At 53.1% G+C, this 20,320-nt stretch carries 31 protein-coding genes and 3 pseudogenes; 4 read left to right on the forward strand and 30 right to left on the reverse strand.

Translation table 11 applies throughout. The features are described from left to right. Positions 1-85: 85 nt before the first annotated feature. The 11 genes from traV to traM all read right to left on the reverse strand — a co-directional run bounded on the left by traV (position 86) and on the right by traM (position 6,548). The gene (gene traV, locus GRPL_RS27395) at positions 86-655 is read right to left on the reverse strand and encodes a type IV conjugative transfer system lipoprotein TraV (RefSeq protein WP_071887221.1); all 570 of its coding nucleotides are present in this window, start codon (positions 653-655) and stop codon (positions 86-88) included. An 18-nt stretch (positions 656-673) separates the two neighbouring features. Beyond that, positions 674-880 (reverse strand): hypothetical protein, encoded by a 207-nt coding sequence (locus GRPL_RS00250; RefSeq protein WP_032700826.1) that lies wholly within the window; start codon positions 878-880, stop codon positions 674-676. Next, positions 861-1,457 (reverse strand): conjugal transfer protein TraP, encoded by a 597-nt coding sequence (locus GRPL_RS0126195; RefSeq protein ID WP_155274649.1) that lies wholly within the window; start codon positions 1,455-1,457, stop codon positions 861-863. Before GRPL_RS0126195 ends, GRPL_RS00250 begins: the two co-directional genes overlap by 20 nt. Beyond that, the gene (gene traB / locus GRPL_RS00245; protein ID WP_032700827.1) at positions 1,450-2,868 is read right to left on the reverse strand and encodes an F-type conjugal transfer pilus assembly protein TraB; all 1,419 of its coding nucleotides are present in this window, start codon (positions 2,866-2,868) and stop codon (positions 1,450-1,452) included. The genes GRPL_RS0126195 and traB overlap by 8 nt, the downstream gene beginning before the upstream one ends. Further along, positions 2,868-3,602, reverse strand: a complete 735-nt coding sequence (gene traK / locus GRPL_RS00240) for a type-F conjugative transfer system secretin TraK (protein ID WP_032700828.1) — start codon at positions 3,600-3,602, stop codon at positions 2,868-2,870. Before traK ends, traB begins: the two co-directional genes overlap by 1 nt. Further along, positions 3,589-4,155 (reverse strand): type IV conjugative transfer system protein TraE, encoded by a 567-nt coding sequence (gene traE, locus GRPL_RS00235; RefSeq protein ID WP_032700829.1) that lies wholly within the window; start codon positions 4,153-4,155, stop codon positions 3,589-3,591. The genes traK and traE overlap by 14 nt, the downstream gene beginning before the upstream one ends. Before the next feature lie 19 nt (positions 4,156-4,174). After that, complete coding sequence (gene traL / locus GRPL_RS00230) at positions 4,175-4,480, reverse strand: type IV conjugative transfer system protein TraL (protein WP_020323523.1); 306 nt, start codon at positions 4,478-4,480, stop codon at positions 4,175-4,177. 13 nt (positions 4,481-4,493) lie between these two features. Further along, positions 4,494-4,862: a type IV conjugative transfer system pilin TraA gene (traA, locus tag GRPL_RS00225; RefSeq protein WP_032700830.1), complete on the reverse strand. Its 369-nt coding sequence runs from the start codon at positions 4,860-4,862 to the stop codon at positions 4,494-4,496. Between the two features lie 72 nt (positions 4,863-4,934). Then, complete coding sequence (locus GRPL_RS27400; RefSeq protein WP_227502495.1) at positions 4,935-5,090, reverse strand: TraY domain-containing protein; 156 nt, start codon at positions 5,088-5,090, stop codon at positions 4,935-4,937. 178 nt (positions 5,091-5,268) lie between these two features. Continuing rightward, positions 5,269-5,958: a hypothetical protein gene (locus tag GRPL_RS27405; RefSeq protein ID WP_072010712.1), complete on the reverse strand. Its 690-nt coding sequence runs from the start codon at positions 5,956-5,958 to the stop codon at positions 5,269-5,271. Between the two features lie 200 nt (positions 5,959-6,158). Next, complete coding sequence (gene traM / locus GRPL_RS00220; protein WP_032700831.1) at positions 6,159-6,548, reverse strand: conjugal transfer relaxosome DNA-binding protein TraM; 390 nt, start codon at positions 6,546-6,548, stop codon at positions 6,159-6,161. Between the two features lie 423 nt (positions 6,549-6,971). On the opposite strand from traM, the gene GRPL_RS00215 reads away from it, so the two are divergent. Then, the gene (locus GRPL_RS00215; RefSeq protein ID WP_032700832.1) at positions 6,972-7,451 is read left to right on the forward strand and encodes a transglycosylase SLT domain-containing protein; all 480 of its coding nucleotides are present in this window, start codon (positions 6,972-6,974) and stop codon (positions 7,449-7,451) included. A 39-nt stretch (positions 7,452-7,490) separates the two neighbouring features. Here GRPL_RS00215 and GRPL_RS00210 read toward each other — a convergent pair whose 3' ends face one another. Continuing rightward, entirely contained in the window at positions 7,491-8,021 is a 531-nt protein-coding gene (locus tag GRPL_RS00210) for an antirestriction protein (protein WP_032700833.1), read from the reverse strand. Here GRPL_RS00210 and GRPL_RS27410 point away from each other — a divergent pair. Then, complete coding sequence (locus GRPL_RS27410; RefSeq protein WP_072010713.1) at positions 8,016-8,522, forward strand: hypothetical protein; 507 nt, start codon at positions 8,016-8,018, stop codon at positions 8,520-8,522. The two genes, GRPL_RS00210 and GRPL_RS27410, sit on opposite strands and share 6 nt — an antisense overlap. Positions 8,523-8,705: 183 nt before the next feature. Here the strand turns inward: GRPL_RS27410 and GRPL_RS00205 are convergent, their stop codons facing one another. The 12 genes and pseudogenes from GRPL_RS00205 to ssb form a co-directional block, all read right to left on the reverse strand. Further along, complete coding sequence (locus GRPL_RS00205; protein WP_032700834.1) at positions 8,706-8,852, reverse strand: hypothetical protein; 147 nt, start codon at positions 8,850-8,852, stop codon at positions 8,706-8,708. A gap of 93 nt (positions 8,853-8,945) precedes the next feature. Next, the gene (locus tag GRPL_RS00200; RefSeq protein WP_032700835.1) at positions 8,946-9,293 is read right to left on the reverse strand and encodes a hypothetical protein; all 348 of its coding nucleotides are present in this window, start codon (positions 9,291-9,293) and stop codon (positions 8,946-8,948) included. 25 nt (positions 9,294-9,318) lie between these two features. After that, entirely contained in the window at positions 9,319-9,477 is a 159-nt protein-coding gene (locus GRPL_RS00195) for a hypothetical protein (RefSeq protein ID WP_162180130.1), read from the reverse strand. 56 nt (positions 9,478-9,533) lie between these two features. Beyond that, the gene (locus tag GRPL_RS0126200; RefSeq protein ID WP_032700867.1) at positions 9,534-9,809 is read right to left on the reverse strand and encodes a hypothetical protein; all 276 of its coding nucleotides are present in this window, start codon (positions 9,807-9,809) and stop codon (positions 9,534-9,536) included. A gap of 818 nt (positions 9,810-10,627) precedes the next feature. Further along, positions 10,628-10,909: a helix-turn-helix domain-containing protein gene (locus GRPL_RS00190; RefSeq protein ID WP_004118961.1), complete on the reverse strand. Its 282-nt coding sequence runs from the start codon at positions 10,907-10,909 to the stop codon at positions 10,628-10,630. Beyond that, positions 10,890-11,219, reverse strand: coding sequence for a type II toxin-antitoxin system RelE/ParE family toxin (locus GRPL_RS00185; protein WP_004118963.1), 330 nt, complete (start codon positions 11,217-11,219; stop codon positions 10,890-10,892). Before GRPL_RS00185 ends, GRPL_RS00190 begins: the two co-directional genes overlap by 20 nt. A gap of 208 nt (positions 11,220-11,427) precedes the next feature. Further along, positions 11,428-11,626, reverse strand: a pseudogene (locus GRPL_RS28635) (theronine dehydrogenase); the annotation flags it as partial. Then, on the reverse strand, positions 11,623-12,351 hold the full coding sequence (locus GRPL_RS00180) for a plasmid SOS inhibition protein A (RefSeq protein WP_004118966.1): 729 nt from the start codon (positions 12,349-12,351) through the stop codon (positions 11,623-11,625). The gene GRPL_RS00180 and the pseudogene GRPL_RS28635, both read right to left, overlap by 4 nt. Then, complete coding sequence (psiB, locus tag GRPL_RS00175; protein WP_032700840.1) at positions 12,348-12,779, reverse strand: conjugation system SOS inhibitor PsiB; 432 nt, start codon at positions 12,777-12,779, stop codon at positions 12,348-12,350. Before psiB ends, GRPL_RS00180 begins: the two co-directional genes overlap by 4 nt. 43 nt (positions 12,780-12,822) lie before the next feature. Further along, the gene (locus GRPL_RS00170) at positions 12,823-14,880 is read right to left on the reverse strand and encodes a ParB/RepB/Spo0J family partition protein (RefSeq protein ID WP_032700842.1); all 2,058 of its coding nucleotides are present in this window, start codon (positions 14,878-14,880) and stop codon (positions 12,823-12,825) included. 67 nt (positions 14,881-14,947) lie between these two features. Continuing rightward, positions 14,948-15,181 carry a DUF905 domain-containing protein gene (locus GRPL_RS00165; protein WP_009654057.1) on the reverse strand — a complete coding sequence of 78 codons (234 nt, stop codon included), beginning with the start codon at positions 15,179-15,181 and terminating at the stop codon, positions 14,948-14,950. Between the two features lie 48 nt (positions 15,182-15,229). Then, complete coding sequence (ssb, locus tag GRPL_RS00160) at positions 15,230-15,778, reverse strand: single-stranded DNA-binding protein (protein ID WP_009654061.1); 549 nt, start codon at positions 15,776-15,778, stop codon at positions 15,230-15,232. A gap of 316 nt (positions 15,779-16,094) precedes the next feature. Here ssb and GRPL_RS0126205 point away from each other — a divergent pair. After that, a pseudogene (locus tag GRPL_RS0126205) lies at positions 16,095-16,338 on the forward strand (hypothetical protein); the annotation flags it as partial. Positions 16,339-16,611: 273 nt separating this feature from the next. Here the strand turns inward: GRPL_RS0126205 and GRPL_RS00155 are convergent. From GRPL_RS00155 to GRPL_RS28410, 4 genes are all read right to left on the reverse strand, one after another. Continuing rightward, complete coding sequence (locus GRPL_RS00155) at positions 16,612-17,175, reverse strand: class I SAM-dependent methyltransferase (protein WP_032700843.1); 564 nt, start codon at positions 17,173-17,175, stop codon at positions 16,612-16,614. A 48-nt stretch (positions 17,176-17,223) separates the two neighbouring features. Next, complete coding sequence (locus GRPL_RS00150) at positions 17,224-18,531, reverse strand: DUF3560 domain-containing protein (RefSeq protein WP_086544384.1); 1,308 nt, start codon at positions 18,529-18,531, stop codon at positions 17,224-17,226. Positions 18,532-18,656: 125 nt separating this feature from the next. Continuing rightward, positions 18,657-18,887 (reverse strand): CCDC81 family HU domain 1-containing protein, encoded by a 231-nt coding sequence (locus GRPL_RS00145; RefSeq protein ID WP_032700845.1) that lies wholly within the window; start codon positions 18,885-18,887, stop codon positions 18,657-18,659. A 128-nt stretch (positions 18,888-19,015) separates the two neighbouring features. Beyond that, complete coding sequence (locus GRPL_RS28410; protein ID WP_223306709.1) at positions 19,016-19,264, reverse strand: hypothetical protein; 249 nt, start codon at positions 19,262-19,264, stop codon at positions 19,016-19,018. A gap of 92 nt (positions 19,265-19,356) precedes the next feature. Here GRPL_RS28410 and GRPL_RS27425 point away from each other — a divergent pair. Then, positions 19,357-19,569: pseudogene (locus tag GRPL_RS27425) on the forward strand (hypothetical protein); the annotation flags it as partial. 110 nt (positions 19,570-19,679) lie between these two features. On the opposite strand, the gene GRPL_RS27430 reads toward GRPL_RS27425, so the two are convergent. After that, complete coding sequence (locus tag GRPL_RS27430; RefSeq protein WP_074172513.1) at positions 19,680-19,925, reverse strand: DNA polymerase III subunit theta; 246 nt, start codon at positions 19,923-19,925, stop codon at positions 19,680-19,682. A gap of 185 nt (positions 19,926-20,110) precedes the next feature. Further along, positions 20,111-20,302, reverse strand: a complete 192-nt coding sequence (locus tag GRPL_RS00140) for a hypothetical protein (protein ID WP_032700847.1) — start codon at positions 20,300-20,302, stop codon at positions 20,111-20,113. Between the last annotated feature and the right edge of the window lie 18 nt (positions 20,303-20,320).

Raw genomic sequence — 20,320 nt, forward strand, 5'->3', positions numbered from 1 at the left:
TACCGCCCATCCCTTTCAACGCACAGGGCACTCGTTTTAAAACCAGAAATAAAAATTTTCACAGCACCATTAATGGCGCTGGTAATTAATTAATACGAGGTTGCCCCCATGCCGATGGCGTTACCACAAATACGACCGTTGTCGGCTGGTGATACACGTCATCTGAATCGACATACGGCGCAACCCATAACGACGCGGTCTGCTCCCCTTTCCTTAATGGCCGGGGATAATTGCCGGGTACCGTAGAAGGAGAGGTATATGTACTGACACTAACCGGCCTGATATTTACCGGAACGGTCCGGGTTCTCAGGACGTCATCATGATTGACCGGTACCGTATCCAGGAACCCGGATTTATTGCTCACCGTTACAGTTGGAGCAGTATTACGCCCAGAATTAATAACTGGTTGCGGCGGCAGCGGGTATGAATTTGGCGACGACGTTCTGAAATTTCCGTCAGCCAGTCGTGGCAACCCGGCCGCAGCCGGCTTTGCGGAGGCGCTTTCCTCCCGGGCTTTCGCTTTCTCATTAGCCTGCTCCATCGTCATACAGGTATCTGAGGTTGTGGCATTACATTCAAAATCTGACTCTGTGCCCGCACACCCGGTTAAGAGCAAAGCGCTGCCCAGAGGAATTAACAGCATTAATTCCTTCATGATATTTCCCGTCGTTAATCAGTTATGTTTGAAAATAAATTTATATTTTGCATTTGCAAAAATAGCCTCGGCCGTTCCTTTCCCCGGTATCTGTTTCAGTTGACTGACATCAGACCGTGCAAAAATCAGTTCTGATGAAAATGCCTTTTTTCCAGAACCTGGCTCTCCGACTGTAACGGCATTACGCGTTTCGGCAGGAAACGGATTATTTCTCTTTAATTTCATTCTTATCTTCCTTGCTAAATCTGGCTGATGGTTCATAAACCACGGTGGCCCCACCGCGTTTCTGATATCCGGCCAGTAACGGGGATATCGCACCTTTACCGGGTCTGCATCCGGGGAAGACACTCCCCCTCGCATCCCTCACCCATGTAGCATCGGCTCTGCAGGCAGGTGTCCGATCAAAGACCACAGCGCTTCCGGTAAACACGACAGCCATCAGCAGCCAGAGCGAGAGGATCATTTTGGTGTAAACCTCATCGATATCTGCCGCGTATCCTGCCGCATCCGTGCTGTCAGTGGTGCAGTCTTCCTGTAAAACAGGAGGCAGTAATGGCTTGACCGCATCAGCATTAAGTTCACCGCGCGAAGCAGGCCCCGTGCAGTCCTTGATGACATATCCCTCTCGCTGCACCGATTCGATGGTATTCACCAGCATCTGCCCGGGTGTGACTTTCCCGGTCCAGAACACCGCGACAATCAGCAACATCATCATGGCCAGCGGATATACCACCGCATACTGAATCAGCCAGTTAATCCAGCGCAGCGATGACAGAATGAAGCTCAGGACAGACTTAACCATTGTTTTCCCCCTGAGACGCTGTACCCGGAGAAAACTCACGCGGATCAAGTTTGCCCAGTTTCTTCAGCATCTCATCGGTATTAAAGCCATTCAGGTTCCCGCCGGATTGCTGCGACCTGTTCTCGGGTTGTTCGGGTTGCGCCTGGTTTTGCGCCTGCTGACCGTTCTTCTCCGCTTCCAGCTCTTCAATGGTTTTCAGCTGAAAACCATCCTGGAACACCACGGTAACTTCGTTGCCCGCACCGATAGGAATGACCGGGTGATACTGCTCGGCGCGTTTGATGTAGTACTCACTGAGGGTCTGCGCAGCTTTAGAAGCCCCGCCGCCAATCCCCATTTTCAGGACGTCGCCGGCGCCGACCGTCGCCGTTGCTCCGAGACCAACGGACGGCTGTGAAGCCCGCTCCATCCCCTGACCAATCCCGTCAACAAAACCTGCCCCCCAGGCCCAGCCGAGGATTTTGCCGTTACGCATCACCACTTCCCCTTTCACGCCGTTCTTGCCCATAAAGGACACGTGACCATTAATCGGCTGGTCGATGGTTTTATCCCCCTTGATGCAGCTGATATTCCGGGTACGGACGATGGCACGCTCACTCGAGACGTCACCCCAGGCTTCCAGCCCGACAAAGCAACCGGTGAGGTCATAGGTTTTGTTATTAGGCATTTCCACGCGTCCGATAAGGCGAACCTGCATCGGTGAGGTGGATTCATTACCGGTGACGGACGCATTCGCATCCGCTCCTTCAATGAGAAGGCTTTTAGCAAAACTCCCCGACGGAATGTACGGAAGTGACTTCGTTTTCTTGCCGCGGTCATAGCTGAAGGTTTTACGCTGGATCTGGTTCGGTACCGGCACCGACTGGTAACTGACCTGTGGAGGCGGCACCGCGCCATTACCCGGATAATATGCCGTCGGCGGTGGTACGGCTCCGGCAGTCTGCGGCGGATAATTTGCGGGCTGAGGCTCCCCTTCCGGACCCGGTGCAGGAGACGGCGGTACCGGAGCCGGCTCGCCGCCTGAGACAGCGGGTTTAACCCCCAGCGCTCTCAGTTGCTCCTGCATGGCCGCATTCTCACTACCGAGTTTGTCGAGACGAACCTGATCCGCAGTACGGGCCTTGCTCAGCAGGTCGACTTCTCCCTGCAGGGATGCAAAGCGCTTGTTCAGTTCAGCGGCGGTCGCCTGCATTTCTGTGGTCGCATGCTGCTCCACTTTGCTGTTGAAGCTGCTGTCGACAACACCGGTCATATCCGGGGCGGGTTCACCCTGTACAGGGGCCTCTTCATCAGAGCTCAGGTTCAGGTCAGAAAGATACAGCCCACCGGCCACAGCCCCCGCGCCACCGACCAGAATGAGACCCAGCCAGAGGTACTGCTTGCGTTTAATCAACGAGTTGAAATTCGCCATCAGCGGGCCCCCTCAGATGTGGTGACCCAGACCTGCATACGGCCACCGCCAGTCAGCTGACCGGCAGGACTGCTGAGCATGACGGCGCGGGTGCCCGGTTGCCAGAAGTCGCTTTCGCGTACCATACGGGATGACAACGTGACATTATCCAGGCTGTAACGGACCACTTTCAGATGATGGCCGGTCCAGACCTTTTCCGCTGTTGCGCGCAGACCCGCAGGCACCTGCAGCGTTTCTGACGTCACCGGTACAGCCTGGTAATCCTCGGGCATGCTTCCCTGGCGAACGGCACGGTTCAGGGACACCAGGATACTTTCATACGGGCTGGACTCCTCCCACGATTTGGCGGGCCCAGGTGTACCGACAAGCTCAGAGACCAGCTGGATAGTCCGGCCCACACCGGCACGTGGTACGGCCCGGATGGAAAAATTCAGGCCACGCTCGGTTTCCACAATAAACGTGAACGGTTTCTTACTGACCGTGGCCAGAATGGCGCCACCGCTGTCAGTCTGTTCCTGGTTAGTCAGGCCGCCATCCAGGCTGTTGATGGCGATGATACGATCGCCGGGTACGGTGAACAGGTTCGGGTCAGTATTGCTCACGGCAATATTGGCCTGTCCGCCATTCGCCAGTGGCACGACCGTCGGTGCCAGCGTGCCGCTCATTGTGACGGACATGGCAGGCGCCATAAAAAAAAGACAACCGGAAATAAATAACGGATTAATTTTTTTCATTATTTATTTCTCCGAAGCGGGCCAGCCAGCTGATGCCGTCAGTACGATAAAACTGGAGGACATAGTGTTTAATTTCGGTATAGGGTGCGGAGTCGCCGATCCAGGTTTTCAGTTCTCCCCGGAAATCCACACGGTTCTCTGCCGGATATGAGCGGACGGACGTCATATAGAAGGTGGCGTTGACGTTGTTGTCTTTAATTCGTTTCGCATCTTCAGCCAGCTGAACCTTGAGTTCGTTCTGCGACCCCGGGAATACATATCTCAGCAACTGCGCATGCTGGGCATCGACCGTTTCCGGTGTGACGTTAAGGCGTAACGCAATAAAACTCAGGCCCAGCTGTTCAAGATAAGAGGCATCCGACTGATTCTGCGACACCGCAAAAGGTGCACCAAATAACATCGGAGTAACCGCCACTTTCTGTTCCGTCTGCAGGCGATAATTATTGATACCCTGAATAATGTTGGTGGTCAGACTGAGCGTCGTAACTGTCCCCAGACAGATATATCCCAGCGCAATGACGCGCGTGGTACTGAGTCGGGCGCCATGTTCCATATGCTATTTCCTCGCTGCTCTATTTAATCCACTGCCGGAAACAGGAGTCCGGAACATCATGAAAAAAACCTTTAAGAAGGGAAGTCGGCAGATACCAGTAAATAAGATCGCGTAACCAGGAACTGCCCCGCCCTTTTTTTAGTTTTTTGATACCCCAGAAAACCAGTGCCGCTGCAGCCATACCAAATATGAACTTGCTGGTCCAGAAACCCCAGCCGAGACAAATCACGGCCGGGATAAGTTCATCGAGATATAAACCAAACCAGCGGGACTGGTTAGTCAGTGTTTCCGGGAAACGGTATTTCTTTAATTCGTCTCCCGTCATCACGAATATCCTGTTAGTAACCGGCGACCGACATACCGATGGTAATGAAGGTAGAGATGATGGCGAAGCCGAACAGGAACTTCACGTTTTTGGTCATCATATACATGATGCCGCCCGCGATAACTTCTGCCAGAACAACCCATTTGACCACGCTGGACGACTTACCGAAGGTACCTTTAACGGTAGTATCACCGGATTTCATCAGATCGGTTGCGGTGGTGGTGGCCATCGCAGCATCCGGGAAGAACGCCGCCAGAGCAGCAACCGGCAGTACAGCCTTGGTCACTTTCAGGGCTGACTTTTTGTTGAAAACACGAGACAGAAAAGATGGTTTGGTTTCTTCAGAGAAAGCATTCCCCTGAACACTTAATACAGCATTCATATTTATTTCCTTTAAAAAGAATGATTAGATCAAAAGCATATATGTACACTCACACAGTTTGATATTTCCTGTCTATTTACCTCCTGGATTATTTATGTCTGAACTATAAAAATCGGGAAACCTTTCCAGATGATCTTTTAATCGTAAATAAGCTTCAGCCGTTTTACTTCTTCGGCTTCTGTCTTTTGCTTTGATCAGTCGACGGTTTGTCTCTTCATCCAGTCTCAGAAGCACATTTTTCCCTGGCGCAGGTCGCGCGTTACTCCTAACCGCCTTTTCCAATCGCCCTCCTAAACCTACGTTAATAAACATTAAGAAAGTTTACATTGACAAGGTTAAAAGTAAATCAATAAAGGAGACTTTTTGAGTAAATTATATTTACATTTTAAGAGTACGAAACGTACTTTTAAAATAACAAACCATTAACACTGTTTTTTAGTATATCTATTACATTATGAATAATTCTGGAGTAACTTAACGAATAAATTGACGAAATAATAAGGTGGTCTCTGTCAGAAAACTGCAGGTCTTTCTTGATCTTATTTACTACATTTTTTGAAGTTTGTTCTTGCACACCAGTAATTTTAGAGATAGTGGAATGAGAACAACCAATAGCATATAAGTTAAAAACTGCCCAATCTGAATTGGGCGCTCCATACTTACTTTCAATGTACTTATTCATTTTTAGTGCAAATGTAGCATATCTTCCTGAACGATCATGAAGAACATCCCCATCTTGTATAAATACCCATTTACTGAATAGCTCCTCTTTTAAAGAAATACGCTCAATAAATACAGTCCATCTTTGATCATTTATCTGAACGTTTTGAACAAGGCAAGCAGACCCACCTGTCAGAGCTCTGATTTCCGTTTTAACTAATTCCACCCCGACATCAACAGAGATGGATGAAAACCACGAGTTTCGATCGTTGTTTGTAAAAAAAAGTTTATCGAAAAGAGGGCTTGTGTGAACTAACTCACCCAGATTATTACGAATGAAGGAAGGACTCGATGAAATGTTAAGCATTTCGACCAAGTATTGAATGGATACAGTTTGACTGCATACAGTATTTTGACTACGATCCGTCGCACACATAGGAGCCTCCAATACAGGATACTATGGACAGCTGATGTGAAGGGTTCGCCCCCTTCACATCAGCGATTCTCAAATTTTGTGAGACCTCAGCCTCTCAAACTATGATAAATGTAGTCCACTTCCCTGTCACTATAAAACAGCAGATCATTCCGCTTTAATTTATTATTATTTAGTTTATTATTCTTACCCCCTCTGATTATTTAGCTTTCCTCATCATCGGTATCAGGAAAGAATCTTTCTACCACTTCTTTGGCATCATCTCTTATGTTCATAACCATTGATTTGAAATCAAAGCGCTCGTCACCCTGTATATGCGGACTGAGCGATTCCATAGCCAAAACTTTAGAAATAGAAAACTGGGTTTTTATCACATTTTCAAGTAACATTTTATTGAACTCAGCTTGATTGAAACCAGATTCCTTTCGTTCCATTTGTGCCTCATAAACTCGCAACCCTAATTCAAGAAGCATTGAGGCAACACTTGAAAAACTGACATCTTTATCTTTCGCCCCTTCAGCCTTACGCTTTTCTACAATTGCATTAATTTTTTCAGCCACTTCATCGCTGGCATACGCTTGGACCCTGGCCATATCAGTTCCTTTATTAAAACTTACAACAGATGAGGTATTATGATCAGAAGATAACGTTAGTTTTATCTCATTACAACTCTAAACTTAAGTCTGGAGTCTAGGCATGTTGTCTTACGATGCATATAACGACTCAAGTCTAGAGTTAAGTCATCATAAGTATATGAAAATAAATACGAGAGTTGTGTATAAGTCGTCATAGACTTACCAGCAACTTATACACGACTCACTTGCGACTCGTAATCACATAACGCTATATTACATAAAATAACATAAGGTACGTTATGTCACTGTTCTTAAATACAAATCTGCAAAATTTTAATTTTGCGTGGGGTGTGGTGATTTTGTGGTGAGGAGTGCATATTTGTTGAGTCTGGTTCTGGTCTGGGTTAACGTATTTACAGGAATCGGCCCGGAGGGAGTCTTTTGAGAAAAAAACTGGCATTTGCAGCCCTGCTGTTATTATCCACACCTGCATGGGCCACGGATTGTTTTGATATGGCTGGACGGGATTACCGAATAGATCCGGATCTGCTCCGGGCTATTTCATGGCAAGAGTCAAAATGGGTGGTGAATGCCATCGGGAAAAACCCGGGAACAGGATATGGTGCCGGACTGATGCAAATCGATTCGCAGCACCATACTCAACTTTCGCAATACGGTATTAAACCGGAACAGCTTCTGACAGATGCCTGTCTGAATATTTACACCGGTGCATATTATCTGGCACTGGCGTTTAAGAAATGGGGCGTCAGCTGGGAGGCGGTCGGTGCCTACAATGCGGGGTTCCGCAGAACGGACAGGCAGGCCATGCGACGACTGGTGTATGCGAGAAAGATTGAGGCCATCTACCGGGCCATCAAAACAAATAAAAATTCCGGACAACCCCGACCTGTTAAAAAGTAAAGACCTCCTCCATGAGGTCTTTTTTTTTCGGAAAATCCGCTAATCAATCGCCCGCCAGATTAAATGGCTTTCGGGATGATGAATAATACAGAGATAAACCTTCAGCGCATCCTGCCGTGAAACGAGATGTCTACAGACACGGGCATATTCCGGTCCCATCTCAGCCACCTGGCAGGACAGCCGGTTCATAATCATCAGCGTGGCAATAATTCCTGCTGCATCGGCGCTGACTTCACCCTCAAAATAATTTCCAGGAATGCGCATCCTGTAACGCTGCTCACCTTCCGGCGCGAGATATCCGGTCTGCGTGGTGATGAACTGGATGCGGTTGGGCGTAATATTTCCTCCGACTCCCTGCGGAACAATCCAGTAAGACCATAACCCGCCGTCGTAATCGGAATGCTCGCTTAACCAGCTCGCGACCATATTATCCGCTGACGGGGTGACAAAGAGTGCCGGGATAAAATCCTGACGCTCTTCACTGCCGATCACCGCATAGCGAAGATATTTGTCTGTTTTAAATTGTTCGTCTGATTCACGAGTGGCGGTGTTGACGTTAATTGTGTGCATGCTGGTTTTCTCCTTCACGTTTTATTAAATCGTTCGACTTCATCACTGAGCGGCACAGGGCAATTTGCAGCCGACGGGGCGAAAATAAAGGGGCGCAAAGCGTTTATACACCCCTTTATTTTCGCCACGGCTGATGCTAAAAGCCGCCCTCCGCGAAAGATGATGTCGGTCGATATAGCGCGGGTGAGAATGCACACACTCCGGAACGTCAATTCGGTCTTTATCGAATTCACGTTCAGGCCCTCAGAATGGCGGGTATTTATCGCCACGGTGAAAGCTGCGCATCCTGATAAGGATGCAGCAAGCGCGAATTTGAATTTGCGTCAGGATGGAAGCCCGCAGGGCAGAGACAGCCTGCTGGCTCTGTTCACGACAGCCGTGTCCCGACAGGGACGACGCCCGGGTCAGTATTTATTTAATCTCTCACCAGAGATAAATTCCGGAAGAGATAAACAGCAGCATGCAGGAAGAGATGTAACAGGGATGAATAAAGAATATTGATGAGATAACGCCGCGCCGGAGTAATACCGGCGGCGCGTAGCGCAGCCGGTATTATTCTGCACCGCAGGTGCGCGGCCTTTTCCTGCAGTCGGGCAGGTTATCCCCTGCCCTTCCGGTTATTTACGCGGCCTCCTTATTTTACCTCCTGAAAAAGCCACCCCTTACGGAGCGGCAGGTTTCACATCACGCCAGACCGAGGCCGCTGTAGACCACGGTCAAAAACTGTTGCCAGTATTCCAGGCGCATAGCGGGGACGTGGGCACGCTTCCCGCTGCGTAAAGCATTTACAAACGCGTTTGCCTGTGCGACGATTTGCGGGTCAAATTGCATGGTTTAATCTCCATGTTGGTTTTACATATGCCGGATGCAAACTTTTGCGGGTACGTATCCGGCGCGGAATGAGCAGGCGAAAGCCTGCTTTTTTCATTTCTGGAACAGGTTAAATCCCTCCTTTATGCGCGTTTTAATCTGCGCATGGCTCAGGTTGCACACATCCCGCAGCCGGAAATATCTGGCTCCATAGCGGGCATAAATCTCTGCCACGTCACCGCAGACCATTTCCTGCAGCATGAACGTCTCCCAGCCGCCGTTCTCACTCGTTGACCAGTTGAGCGGGTACATCAGGCCCAGCGCATCATGGAAGGCGTGAACGTCGATTTCAGCGGGCGCTTTCACCGCCGCTTTCTGGCGACTGAGCCAGTATTCATGCTCGGCTTCGGCAGTCACCTGCATTCCCGGACGGGCTGAAGATTCGGTGAGGTGTAAGTACATAGTTTTCTCCTTCTGGTTCAATTGGTTACTTCACGCCTAAACGCCGGAACATATCTGCGATAATGTTTCGACGTGCATATGACGCACCGGCAGCTTTCAAATCAGCCAGGACATTAAAGGCATAGCTGGCGCTCTTTCCGTGAAATGCCAGTACCTTTGCTGCGATCGGTTCCGGGCAGGCCATAACCCATCTTTCGGTAGATTCAAAAGCGGCGGTGTTGACGTTGTTGTTTTGTGTGTTCATAGCTGGTTGTCCTGGATATTGAAGCCTGCACGCTCAATCAGGCGCACAAACTGTTTGAAATGATCCGCTTCAGCCACGTTGATATGACAGAACTGCTTATCCACGCCACGGCTGAGGGCATAGCCATAGCTGAAGCTCATTTTTTCCGGGTGGCTTCTGCGATATTTTTTCAGCGCAACAAGGCTGCTGAATTCCATGACGTCCCACTCTTCCTCTGAGTTTTTTGGCTTATCAGCAACGAGGATCGTGTATGACACGGCTTTTCCCCCCATCTTTCTGGAAGATTCTTGAGCGGCGGTTTTGACGTTTCGTGTGTGCATTCTGGTTTTCTCCTGTGGTGATGGTTGTCCATCTCCCTGGTGAGTTCTCTCGCGGCACAGGGCAAAGGAGCAACGCTGTAAGGAGGAGAACAAGGGGCGGAGACAAAAAGTTTTTGCGGTCCCTGGCAAAAAGTTTTTGGCGGAGTTTATTTACCCCTTGTGCGACGACACGGCGGTGCTACGACCAGCCCTCCGCGTGAGGACACACGGGGGATGGCCTCACCGGGGGGACAGGATGCACACACCCGACACGTCGGAACGGCGTGGCGCCATAAAAGTGACGGCAGCTTTATCGCCGGCACGGTGAAAGCGGCGCATCCTGACAAGGATGCAGCAAGCGTGAATTTGAATTTGCGTCAGGATGGAAGCCCGCAGGGCAGAGACAGCCTGCTGGCTCTGTTCACGACAGCCGTGTCCCTAAAGGGACGACGCCCGGATCGGAATTCATTGGGTTCGCCTGTAAGGATAAATACCGGAAGGGATAAAAAGCAGCATGCCGGATGAGATATAACAGGGATGAATAATTAATCATGATGAGATAAGCCCGCGCCGTAATAATACGGGCGGCGCGTAGCGCAGCCGGTATTATCCGGCACCGCAGGTGAGCAGCCTTTTCCCGCAGTCGGGCAGGTTATCCCCTGCCCTTCTGGTTATTTACGCCACCTTCTGTCATGCCCTGTCTGTGAGAATCGATACAACACATGCGCATAATTGCTATAAGACAAAATGCTGGGGCTGACAGAAACAAAAGGCCAGCCCCGGCCGGTTGCTCAGTACAGTGCAATGACAGGCTTCTTGATACCGCAGGCATGAGCGTATCGGGTCAGCGTGTCAATGCTGGCTTTGGTGATGTTGTTTTCCAGGCGGGAAATAACCGGAGGTGTAACCCCCATGCGTTCAGCAACCTGCGCTTTTGTCAGGTTGTCATGCTTACGCCATTCTGCCAGCAGCTCTCTGAGCTTCTCCTTGCGTTCTTCTTCCTGCCATGCAGCGCGATATTCATCGTCCTGCATCCACTCGCTATGCAGTTCTTTATGGCTTACCAGTTTCATTGAGTACCTCCGCTAAACGCTTTTTGGCGAGATCGATTTCTTTCGCTGGCGTTTTCTGTGACTTTTTGATGAAAACCCGCAGCATAATGATGGTATTGCCTTTGTGGTATACCCATATGCCCCTGGCGATGTCCGTCCCCATCGTGCGGATCTCGAAAAGTCCATCGCCCAGAGGCCTGGTGTCTGGTTCCCGCAGCAACCGGGCATCATATTCCAGTTTGCCGATGAGACGGTCAAACTTCACCCTGATTTTTACGGGTAATGCTGTGGCTTCTTCCCTGGCATCCGGATGATAAACGACGCTAAACATGTGACCTCCCGTTTCCTGTATATTAACCTACAGGCTAATTTCAATCAAAGTAAAGTTAACCTATAAGCTAATTTTCTGGCAGTTATCTTAGCGGCCTGGTCATTATCACGGACTGAAAGAATTTTTACGTGCCTGTGGCTTTTCAAATGGCTACGATGGATTGCCCGGACAAGGCCAGTATTTCGATAATCCAGGGGTGGATTTGTTCTGCTTGCCTTTGTCCGGGCACCAATCTAAGCGGCACGCTCTGCCTCCCAAAGAGAAAACCCACGCACACCGCATATCCTGCGCCCGCCACCCAGCGCGACATGATCGATTAGGGAGCAGGTTTCCCGGCTTCCACGACGTCGGAGACCAGTTTATGCGGTCCGGTCCAGTTTCCAGCGCGGGGAATAGCGCCACTTCATCCGCGGCTCCGGTGTGTCAGCTTGTTCGGGACCTGCCAGCGTTCTGCCTGACGCACAGACTCCGGTGTCTCTCTCACAATGAAGCTGATTTCATGCATGACACCATACAGCGGCTCCCCGGCATCCCGCAGCCAGTCCAGGGAGACCAGCGAGGCAAACCGCGATCGCCAGTTCCAGAAGGCAGGCTCCAGATCCCGCGCGTCAAACTCGTCAGCCCACTGGCGGTACCAGGTGTTAACGGTCTCCGGTGACTGAAAGTTAAGCTCCGTGATAGCCTGCCCCAGCAGGTTCTGTCGCAGCAACCAGGTATGTGCTATCTCTTTGCCTTCACGCCGAACTCTCCGGGTGAACGCAATATTTTCACGCTGCATCCGCCGATCGGTTCGGGTGTGAATCACTTCCGGAAAAAGTTCAGCCTGAACATCGGTTGTCAGCGGCAGCGGGCAGCATTCCCCCTGACTGGCAATCAGCGTATCCAGTGCCTCTTCCACCTGCTTCAGATTATTCAGCCGGTCTTTCGGATCACGGTGCAGGCCGGGAATACTCCGGGCGACGGCGCTGTTAATTCGACTGCAACCGGTCAGCATGCGCAGGAACGTGCGGACATGGGGCATCGAGGGCAAACGAGCTCCCCGAAACCGGGCGTCTTCCACGAACATGATGGCCTGCAAAGCAGCCTGGCGTGCAGGTTTCAGGGTCACAATGGCATGGGATGAGGGGATCACAGTTCGCCCTCCTGAGCCAGGGTGCTGATGATACTGGCAAAGGAATAGCCGTCAGTATCGAGACACGCTATCAGTGCCAGCGTGTGGGAGATCAACTCCGGGTTAAATGTTTCCATGCTACGAACAACGGAGAACGGCTGGCCGCCACGGGTCACAAAAACGACCATCCAGCGCGTACTCAGCTCTCCCGGACTGCAGACCGCCACATCAAAATGACCGTGAGAGGGGGAAAAACGGATCTGTACCGGAAAGAATCCGCCGAATTCACTTTTGTACTCTCCGTTGACGTCCCAGCTCTCCGGACAGGACAGATCCCGCATCACGACATGGGTGAGTTCACGGCGAAAATCTTCACCGGCGGCGCGGTAGTCTTCCAGCTCTCCGGCGAACATGGTTTTCAGGACATCGGTGGTAATGATCGTGTGCATAGGTTTCTCCTTACCGCCGCCCCCCAGGGCGGCGTCTCCGTTATCAGGCGGCGCAGGCCGGGTTGTTATGGTCGGTGACGTGGTCGACATCAGCGTCTGTATCGCTCTGACTCGTTGCCAGACTGAGTTCAGACTTTGCGGCAGGCTGTTTCTGGTTGTCGGCACTGGTCATCCATTCCGGAACCCACCGGGTTTTTGACAGGAAGTGCTCTGCATGTTCAGCGGCATCCTTTTTCTTCATTTTCGCGGCGTCCTGTGCTGCGCCAGTCAGTCCGGCCTGAGAGAGTGCCTGTACAATGTGTGGCTGCTTCATGTGCGAGAAAAGGTTATCAGCCGTCGGTTTCCACCAGTCGCGAAGGTCAAACTGGATGGCGTTTTCCACCCCATCCAGCGAACTCTGGTGTTTACGACCAAACTCATCCTTGCCCTGTACACCATCAATAGAACAGGCGGTGCAGAAAGCCATCAACGCCATCAGGGTTGCGCCATCGAGCGTAAAGAAGGTGGTCATATCCTTTCGCCAGTTTTCCGGCAGCAGGGCTTCAAGGCGTTCTTTTTCAGCCTGGATTGCCTGAAACGCAACGCTGTTTTCACCGTCAGGTGCTTCACGGGTCAGCGCGTAATGCGACACACTCACGCTAATGCAGAACGGCTCTTTGACGGACGTCGTGGTATGGAAAACCGAATTACACAGTTTCCAGACCATCAGCGCGATGGCTTTCTGCGGCTGCTGCAACAGGGCCGCCTGAACCGCCAGTGTGCGTTCAGAAGAAAGGCGGGTCAGCAACGGGACACTGACGGCGTCCAGCGGATCGACTTTTTCAGGAGCCTGATCGGTGGATGCATCCTTCTCCTTTATTTTTTCATCGGCGCACAGCACCACACCGCGCTGTACTTTCACCTCCTGACCAGTCCAGGAAACCACCACTCCGGCGGATTGCTTCATTTCATCGGGCCATGTCCGGTGTTCAGCGCGAAACTCAATGGTCTGCTGTTCATGCCAGACCTCATTGAGTTCACCTGCAACACGCTCCCCGTCATCCCCGGTATTTTGTACTTCGAGTTCTTCTTCGCGTTGTGCAAGGAAGGCAAGTCGTTCCGATTCGGCTTCGGTATATGCCACAGGCGGGACAGCATGCAGACGCCAGATTTTAGTATCCTTCCCGTAGTGAGAAATCGGTTCAAGGCGGCCATCGCACCATGACCAGCCTTCTGCTTCGCGAAGGTGTTCCGCGATACTCTGCAGTTTTTCCAGCAGGGCGGTATCGAGAGAAGCACTTTTGACATAGCCGCCGTTTTCGCTGCTGAAGAGATCAACCCGGATTTCTTCCGGACTGAATGCGGCCTCTCCCACAAAGCGGAATTTGTCGCCGTTTGTGGAGACCTCTTCTGAGGTAATGAGGTTACGGATCGAGGACACTGATACTTCATTATTCCAGGACCGTTTGCGGGCGGATTCCAGCACTTCCACCTGGCGTTTCTGATCGCTTTCGAGCGCCAGTGACTGGCAGTGTTCGGTGGTGATTTCATCCTTCGCCAGCGCCTCCAGAATGTCGGGAGCCAGTTCGGTCAGCTTCAACATACGCTGAACATGACGGGTACCGAACCCCAGCAAGTCACCAATCTGCGCGGGGGTTTTCCCCTGTGCTGCCAGCGTGCGGAACCCGGCGATCTGTTCAGACGGATGCATTGCCATCTGCTGTTCGTTTTCTGCCATTGATGCCGCAACAGCCAGTTCATCAGGTACCTTTTTCACCATCACCTGATATCCGGCATCGATACGGTTTTCACTCTGCAGGAGCTGCAGAGCTTTCAGGCGACGACCACCTGCAGCCACACCACACTGCCCGTCATGAAGAGAATGAACGACCAGATTCTGCAACAGGCCAAGCGCTTCAATGGAGTCTGCCATTGAGCGTACTTTCTCCACCGGATAAGGGATGGTCCTGACGTTCAGGGGAGATTTTACCAGTGCCGTCACCGGGACATACTCAATCGGCGCGGCATCGAGAGCCGCTTTCAGGGCGGCGGCTTCGGCAGGTTTCACCGATTTTTTGCTGGTTTTTGGTGCAGTTTTTACCTTAGACTCTGTTGCAGACATAATTGATACCTCTCTGATATTGATGACTGTCTGCCGGACAGCCCCCCTGTCCGGCACCTCTTACTGCTTATTGCGTGTTACGGATGCCATAACGTTCGATATAACGGTTGAGCCATTTCCCGGCATCCGCTTCAAAATTCCATGCGCGCCACACCATTTCGCCGTTCTGACGAACGACCAGGCGAAAATGCGAACCCTGATCGTCTTCAATGGCGACATTTTCAAACTGTGCCGCCACCGCTTCAGCCTGTGCTCTGGTGAAGGTGTCATCCGGTAACGGACCGTTATCGTAAATACTCATCTCTCTCCTTTCGGCCCCACCTGGGCAGGGCCGGCCTGAAACGGGTTATCAGAACGGGGCATCGTCATCCATCGGCGGGTAATCATCCGGGGACGGCTGCGGGGGTTGCTGGGACGGCGCGGCACTCTGACGGCCTTTTTTACCGCCCTTCGCTTTCGGGGATGCCACAGGGGGTTCAGCAGGTTGTACCGGAGTCTGCGGCTGTGCGGGCTGATGAGGTACGGCGCTCTCTGACGAACTGCCCTCACGACGCCCACCCAGCATCTGCATCGTGCCGTTCTGCCCGACCAGCACCTCGGTGACATAGCGTGTGGTTCCGGCCTCATCCTGCCAGTTGCGGGTGCGCAGCTGGCCCTCGATGTAGACCTGAGCGCCTTTACGCAAGTATTCCCCCGCCACTTCCGCGAGCTTGCCGAACATGACCACACGGTGCCATTCGGTGTTTTCGCGCAGTTCCCCGCTCTGTTTGTCACGCCATGTTTCCGATGTGGCCAGCGTCAGGTTGGCCACCGCGCTCCCGTTGGGTATATAACGCACGTCCGGGTCCTGCCCCAGATGACCAACCAGAATGACTTTATTGATGCCTCGTGCTGCCATGATGACTCTCCTTACTCCGTTGTTTTGCTTTTAAAACCCCATCATCCGTTGAGTTACCGGAAGCCGCGGTTTTGACGTTTGCGGGAACCTGCTGTTTTGTTCCCGGAGGTATGGCCTTCACCCGTTTGAGAACCTTCGCCGCAAGGGCGTCAACGAGCACGGCCCGGTGCAGCTGTCCGGGGTGAGCGGGAAATTTTTTCCGGTCTAATGGAGAGAAGCGAAATGGCCGGAAAAAATTTATTGCGAAAGGCCACGCCGGCCCTGGACAGCCAGGCGGGTTGTGCTTGTCTCAGCCCCGGCGAAAGGGACTTAAACGGTGAAAAGGCACAGGAGAGGAAATGAGCAGGGACCCGCCGCAACGTCGGGGCGCGGCACGCGAAACGGCGGTGCCCCTTACAGCCCGGCGGTCACTGGCCGGGGTGCAGGGAGCGCAGGGCACGGCGCGACAGGGCGGCGCCTCCGGAACGGAGGCTGCAAGCCTGCCGTTGACGTTGCGTCATGGGATGGAAGCCCGACAGGGCGGAGACAGCCTGGCTGGCTCCGTTCACGACAGCCCGCCCGGACGCCCACTGCAGGACCTGAAATAAACGAAGAGCAAAAAGAAAAGCCGGCAGAAACAGATGGATGACCACGCTCCATCAGCGGCTCATCCGGAACAGGAAAAAAGGAACAACAGTAAACCAGAATACCAGAAGGAAGAGAGGGACAGGATGAACGCGGAGAGGGAGAGCCGGCGGCGCGTCAGCGCGGCCCGGTCCTCCTGCGCCGCAGGCGTGCGGCCTTTTCCGGCGCGGCCAGACGGGGGCACACTCCCCCGCCGGGCTAACCGGCTTTCAGGCAGCTATCCTGAGCAGAACAGTTGAAACGTCGGTATACGTGAATGTGCCTCGCGGCAATGGCTCCCAGACATCAGCAAGCGGCTTCAGTATGGATTGTTGTCGCGGCCCGTTCAGACAGACCGCAGTGACCACGCCGCCGGGTGCCAGCAGCGTCACTGCCCGCTGTATATGCCGGATATCCTGCGCATGGTTAAACGGTGGATTCATGATAATTTTGCTGTAGTGCTTTTCCGGCCGGTATTCCAGAAAATCACCCAGCCAGACGCTGACGCCCGGGAAATGATCCCGGAGATGGCAGACCAAATCCGCGTTCAGCTCCACGGCGTCACACTGTGCCCGTGGCGCGCCTTCCCTGACCGCCCGTAGAATGGCGCCCGTTCCGGCGCTGGGCTCCAGAACATGATCAGAGTCCACCACCTCCGCCAGACTGACCAGCCGACGACAGAGCGGATCGGGCGAGACAAACAGCTGTGAACTGGCCCGGATTTCTGTCACAGGCATCCGGTCATCCAGCCTGGCCCGCATCGTCTGAATACGCGCCCTGAGTTCTCTGTGCATAAGTCAACCTCCCTGATCTCCCCGGCAACCTGCCGGGGAGTCTGCCTGTCATTTTTTCGGAATTTCAACGGTTTTCATGTCAGTGATATAGACATTCACCAGCGTACAGCCGTGCGTCATGCAGCGGCGAAAGCGGTACGCGCCGTGCGTCTCAGTTTCGGCCACACCCCGGACAGCCTTATAGTCCCCCGGCATTCTGGCCCATTCGGCTTTGGTCATCTCCCGGGATCCCTCCCCCGGATAGTTGACGATCGGGGGACGTTTTGCGGCCTGTTTCGCGGTGCTGACCTCTTCGGCTGAGGGAGCTTTATAGTCAGTGATGCGGTCCGGGGTCAGTTTCATGGTGCCGCCGTAGCCCAGAAAACGGTAACAGGGAGTTTCCACCGAACTAACCTGACCATTGCTTTTGTTGATGCGGATGATGGTTAACCACTCGCCCCGGCTCAGCACCTGCCCGCCAGGCTCAAATTCCTGTGTCCGGGTGACCACACCGCCGCTTTCATCCAGCATGGCGCGCTCATAGCTCAGACGGTTGCGATAATGATGAACCCAGCGTTGCTGATGGCGGATTGTGCGTTCATGGCAGCGGATCGCAATATCCCGCGCCTGTTCAAAAGTAATGATGTCCTCAGACAGGGCAGAATGGAGAGACATCGAGCCCTCATACTGGCTTTTCTCTGCCGGGCGGGGGTATTTGTCTAGCGTGAAGCTGGCATAAATATGGTCATAATTACTGACCAGTAACGCCATTTTCAGATCAAGAGTCTGCGCGCGCCACATCGTCAGATACTTTTCAGACCGGGCAATGTGCTTTTCTGCCTTGCGTAATTCCGCCTCAATTTTTTTGATACGACGGTAACGCACATCCGGACGCTCTTTGTACTTCGCGTGCCGTAAAGAGGCCTGCGCGCGCTCTTCCCAGTATTCTGCGCGTTCGAACAGCATCACCGCGCGTTTCATACCGTTTTCAATCTTCTGCGCATCCCGGCGCGCGCGGCGTTCGCTGTGATGGCCAACCAGGATCGGCTGACCGAAGGGGATAGCCGACGCCAGCGCGTCCACATGCGCAAGCTCCCGCTCAGATTCACCGGCGCGTTTGTCGCTGTAGTCGTTAAAGCGTTCCGCGCGTTGCTCCTGACGGTCAAAGAGTGTGCTGTCTTCGTCCCCGATATCACCGGCGAGAGACAGTAACACATCCTCGCGGCCCGGTGTCCAGGCTGGCGCCACAAACAGTCCCTGTTTCGGCGCCCACCGGAACCCCGCATCATGCACTTTTTTATACGTCTCTTCATCGAGACGGAGCGAGGCATAAAGCCGCAACTTGTTATCATCCGGGGAATAGGTCCCCCGATACATCTGGCCGATCTCCTCTTCAGCGCCGGTCTGCGGGATAGTGTCAGCACTGAGTGTCTGTGCAAAAGCCTGAGTCATAACTTTTCTCCTTCCTGCGGTTGCCGCCCCTCGCGGGGCGGCTCACCTCATCAGTTAAATGCGCGTTTCAGTTCGAGCGTGCGGAGCACCTGCCCAAAAGCGGCGTTTTTCATCGCGGGGATATGAACGCCGCGCCCCTTGCGGTGACTTCTGGCGATATGGCGGCCAAAAGCCTTTAACGCGGGGTCAATCTCCGGCGCGGGAATATCGGCGCGGAAAATGCGCGGATGACGGCGGGGCTTTACAGCCTCTGCGGAAGGTGAAACAATGGTAACGATCATTACGTTAACTCCTTCTGGTAGTTAATGAAGCCGTAGAACCGTTCGAGCGATTTTTACGGCGTGGATTAAGCAGGGGCTACCCTGCTTTTTTCATTTCTGCGGTTCGTTGTCTGCTTCTTCTGCCTCCTTTAATCAGCATCGTTTTTTTCCTGATTTTTAAAGAACATCACCCGTTGAGTTTCGGGAGCCGCGGTTTTGACGTTTGCGGGAACCGGCTGCGATATTCCCGATGGTATAAACTTCACCCGTTTGAGAACCTTCGCCGCAAGGGCGTCAACGAGCACGGCCCGGTGCAGATGTCCGGGGTGAGCGGGAAATTTTTTCCGGTCTAATGGAGCCTGCGGAATGGCCGGGGAAAATTTATTGCGAAAGGCCACGCCGGCCCTGGACAGCCAGGCGGGTTGTGCTTGTCTCAGCCCAGGCGAAAGGGGCTTAAACGGGTGATGCACCAGGAGCGGAACAGAGCGGGGACCCGCCGCAGCGTCGGAGCGCGGCACGCGAAACGGCGGTGCCCCTTACAGCCCGGCGGTCACTGGCCGGGGTGCAGGGAGCGCAGGGCACGGCGCGACAGGGCGGCGCCTCCGGAACGGAGGCTGTAAGCCTGCCGTTGACGTTGCGTCATGGGATGGAAGCCCGGCAGGGCGGAGACAGCCAGGCTGGCTCCGTTCACGACAGCCCGCCTGGACGCCCGTCGTGAAAAAGGAACGTCAGGAACGGAAATTTTTTCCTTTTCTGTACAGCACAATGCTGTGCCAGGCTGAATTCAGGAAAGCAACCACTGGCCCACTCTCCTTAACTTTCTTCTGTCTTCTGATATTCAGGAGCATTTGCGCGCGGCAGCTGCTGACTGTTCAGTCTGTGAATACGCAATCTTTCCCGGAAATACTCACGGAGATGCCCAGGCTGTTCACGCTCCGCGAGTTCGGGCACAACAGGCTTGTTCATACGCTCCTGCCATGCGACGGCAGCGGCCGCTTTATCGACGGAGACTTTGTCCTGTTCTTCTTTTGAGAAAGAGGCGATATTCCACTTTGACATCGGCATTACCGGTTAAGAAACAACTCAGGAGAGAGTATCCCCTTTCGTCGATCTTATCGACCAGTAACGGAGAGAGCGTGTGCGGCGCCGCAGGCGCGGCGAAACGCCTCTCCGGCAGGCACAGCCTGCCAGGGTTTTGCGCGCGGGCAGACAGGCGCCCTCTCCTCCTGCGCCTGCCATCGTGCTTACCGTCCTTTTCCACCCTGTAAGATGAAATGACCGGCGAGATACACGGCACACTGACAGGTCATGTACTCGCAGATTTCATCCATGACCTGTGCGGTTGTCAGTTCCCGCTGACCGGCATCACGGCGGCGGGCATTAATCAGGGCTTTGTACTGTCGGAGTATTTCACGGGTTTCTGTTGCAATATTCATCGGTATTCTCCTTAACCG

This window comes from Klebsiella planticola ATCC 33531, assembly GCF_000735435.1.
Taxonomy (GTDB): domain Bacteria; phylum Pseudomonadota; class Gammaproteobacteria; order Enterobacterales; family Enterobacteriaceae; genus Klebsiella; species Klebsiella planticola.

Coding starts and splice junctions, on each gene's coding strand:
- traV (WP_071887221.1), bottom strand. CDS start 655: ATGAAGGAATTAATGCTGTTAATTCCTCTGGGCAGCGCTTTGCTCTTA.
- GRPL_RS00250 (WP_032700826.1), bottom strand. CDS start 880: ATGAAATTAAAGAGAAATAATCCGTTTCCTGCCGAAACGCGTAATGCC.
- GRPL_RS0126195 (WP_155274649.1), bottom strand. CDS start 1,457: ATGGTTAAGTCTGTCCTGAGCTTCATTCTGTCATCGCTGCGCTGGATT.
- traB (WP_032700827.1), bottom strand. CDS start 2,868: ATGGCGAATTTCAACTCGTTGATTAAACGCAAGCAGTACCTCTGGCTG.
- traK (WP_032700828.1), bottom strand. CDS start 3,602: ATGAAAAAAATTAATCCGTTATTTATTTCCGGTTGTCTTTTTTTTATG.
- traE (WP_032700829.1), bottom strand. CDS start 4,155: ATGGAACATGGCGCCCGACTCAGTACCACGCGCGTCATTGCGCTGGGA.
- traL (WP_020323523.1), bottom strand. CDS start 4,480: ATGACGGGAGACGAATTAAAGAAATACCGTTTCCCGGAAACACTGACT.
- traA (WP_032700830.1), bottom strand. CDS start 4,862: ATGAATGCTGTATTAAGTGTTCAGGGGAATGCTTTCTCTGAAGAAACC.
- GRPL_RS27405 (WP_072010712.1), bottom strand. CDS start 5,958: ATGTGTGCGACGGATCGTAGTCAAAATACTGTATGCAGTCAAACTGTA.
- traM (WP_032700831.1), bottom strand. CDS start 6,548: ATGGCCAGGGTCCAAGCGTATGCCAGCGATGAAGTGGCTGAAAAAATT.
- GRPL_RS00210 (WP_032700833.1), bottom strand. CDS start 8,021: ATGCACACAATTAACGTCAACACCGCCACTCGTGAATCAGACGAACAA.
- GRPL_RS00205 (WP_032700834.1), bottom strand. CDS start 8,852: ATGCAATTTGACCCGCAAATCGTCGCACAGGCAAACGCGTTTGTAAAT.
- GRPL_RS00200 (WP_032700835.1), bottom strand. CDS start 9,293: ATGTACTTACACCTCACCGAATCTTCAGCCCGTCCGGGAATGCAGGTG.
- GRPL_RS00195 (WP_162180130.1), bottom strand. CDS start 9,477: ATGGCCTGCCCGGAACCGATCGCAGCAAAGGTACTGGCATTTCACGGA.
- GRPL_RS0126200 (WP_032700867.1), bottom strand. CDS start 9,809: ATGGGGGGAAAAGCCGTGTCATACACGATCCTCGTTGCTGATAAGCCA.
- GRPL_RS00190 (WP_004118961.1), bottom strand. CDS start 10,909: ATGAAACTGGTAAGCCATAAAGAACTGCATAGCGAGTGGATGCAGGAC.
- GRPL_RS00185 (WP_004118963.1), bottom strand. CDS start 11,219: ATGTTTAGCGTCGTTTATCATCCGGATGCCAGGGAAGAAGCCACAGCA.
- psiB (WP_032700840.1), bottom strand. CDS start 12,779: ATGCACACGATCATTACCACCGATGTCCTGAAAACCATGTTCGCCGGA.
- GRPL_RS00170 (WP_032700842.1), bottom strand. CDS start 14,880: ATGTCTGCAACAGAGTCTAAGGTAAAAACTGCACCAAAAACCAGCAAA.
- GRPL_RS00165 (WP_009654057.1), bottom strand. CDS start 15,181: ATGAGTATTTACGATAACGGTCCGTTACCGGATGACACCTTCACCAGA.
- ssb (WP_009654061.1), bottom strand. CDS start 15,778: ATGGCAGCACGAGGCATCAATAAAGTCATTCTGGTTGGTCATCTGGGG.
- GRPL_RS00155 (WP_032700843.1), bottom strand. CDS start 17,175: ATGCACAGAGAACTCAGGGCGCGTATTCAGACGATGCGGGCCAGGCTG.
- GRPL_RS00150 (WP_086544384.1), bottom strand. CDS start 18,531: ATGTATCGGGGGACCTATTCCCCGGATGATAACAAGTTGCGGCTTTAT.
- GRPL_RS00145 (WP_032700845.1), bottom strand. CDS start 18,887: ATGATCGTTACCATTGTTTCACCTTCCGCAGAGGCTGTAAAGCCCCGC.
- GRPL_RS27430 (WP_074172513.1), bottom strand. CDS start 19,925: ATGTCAAAGTGGAATATCGCCTCTTTCTCAAAAGAAGAACAGGACAAA.
- GRPL_RS00140 (WP_032700847.1), bottom strand. CDS start 20,302: ATGAATATTGCAACAGAAACCCGTGAAATACTCCGACAGTACAAAGCC.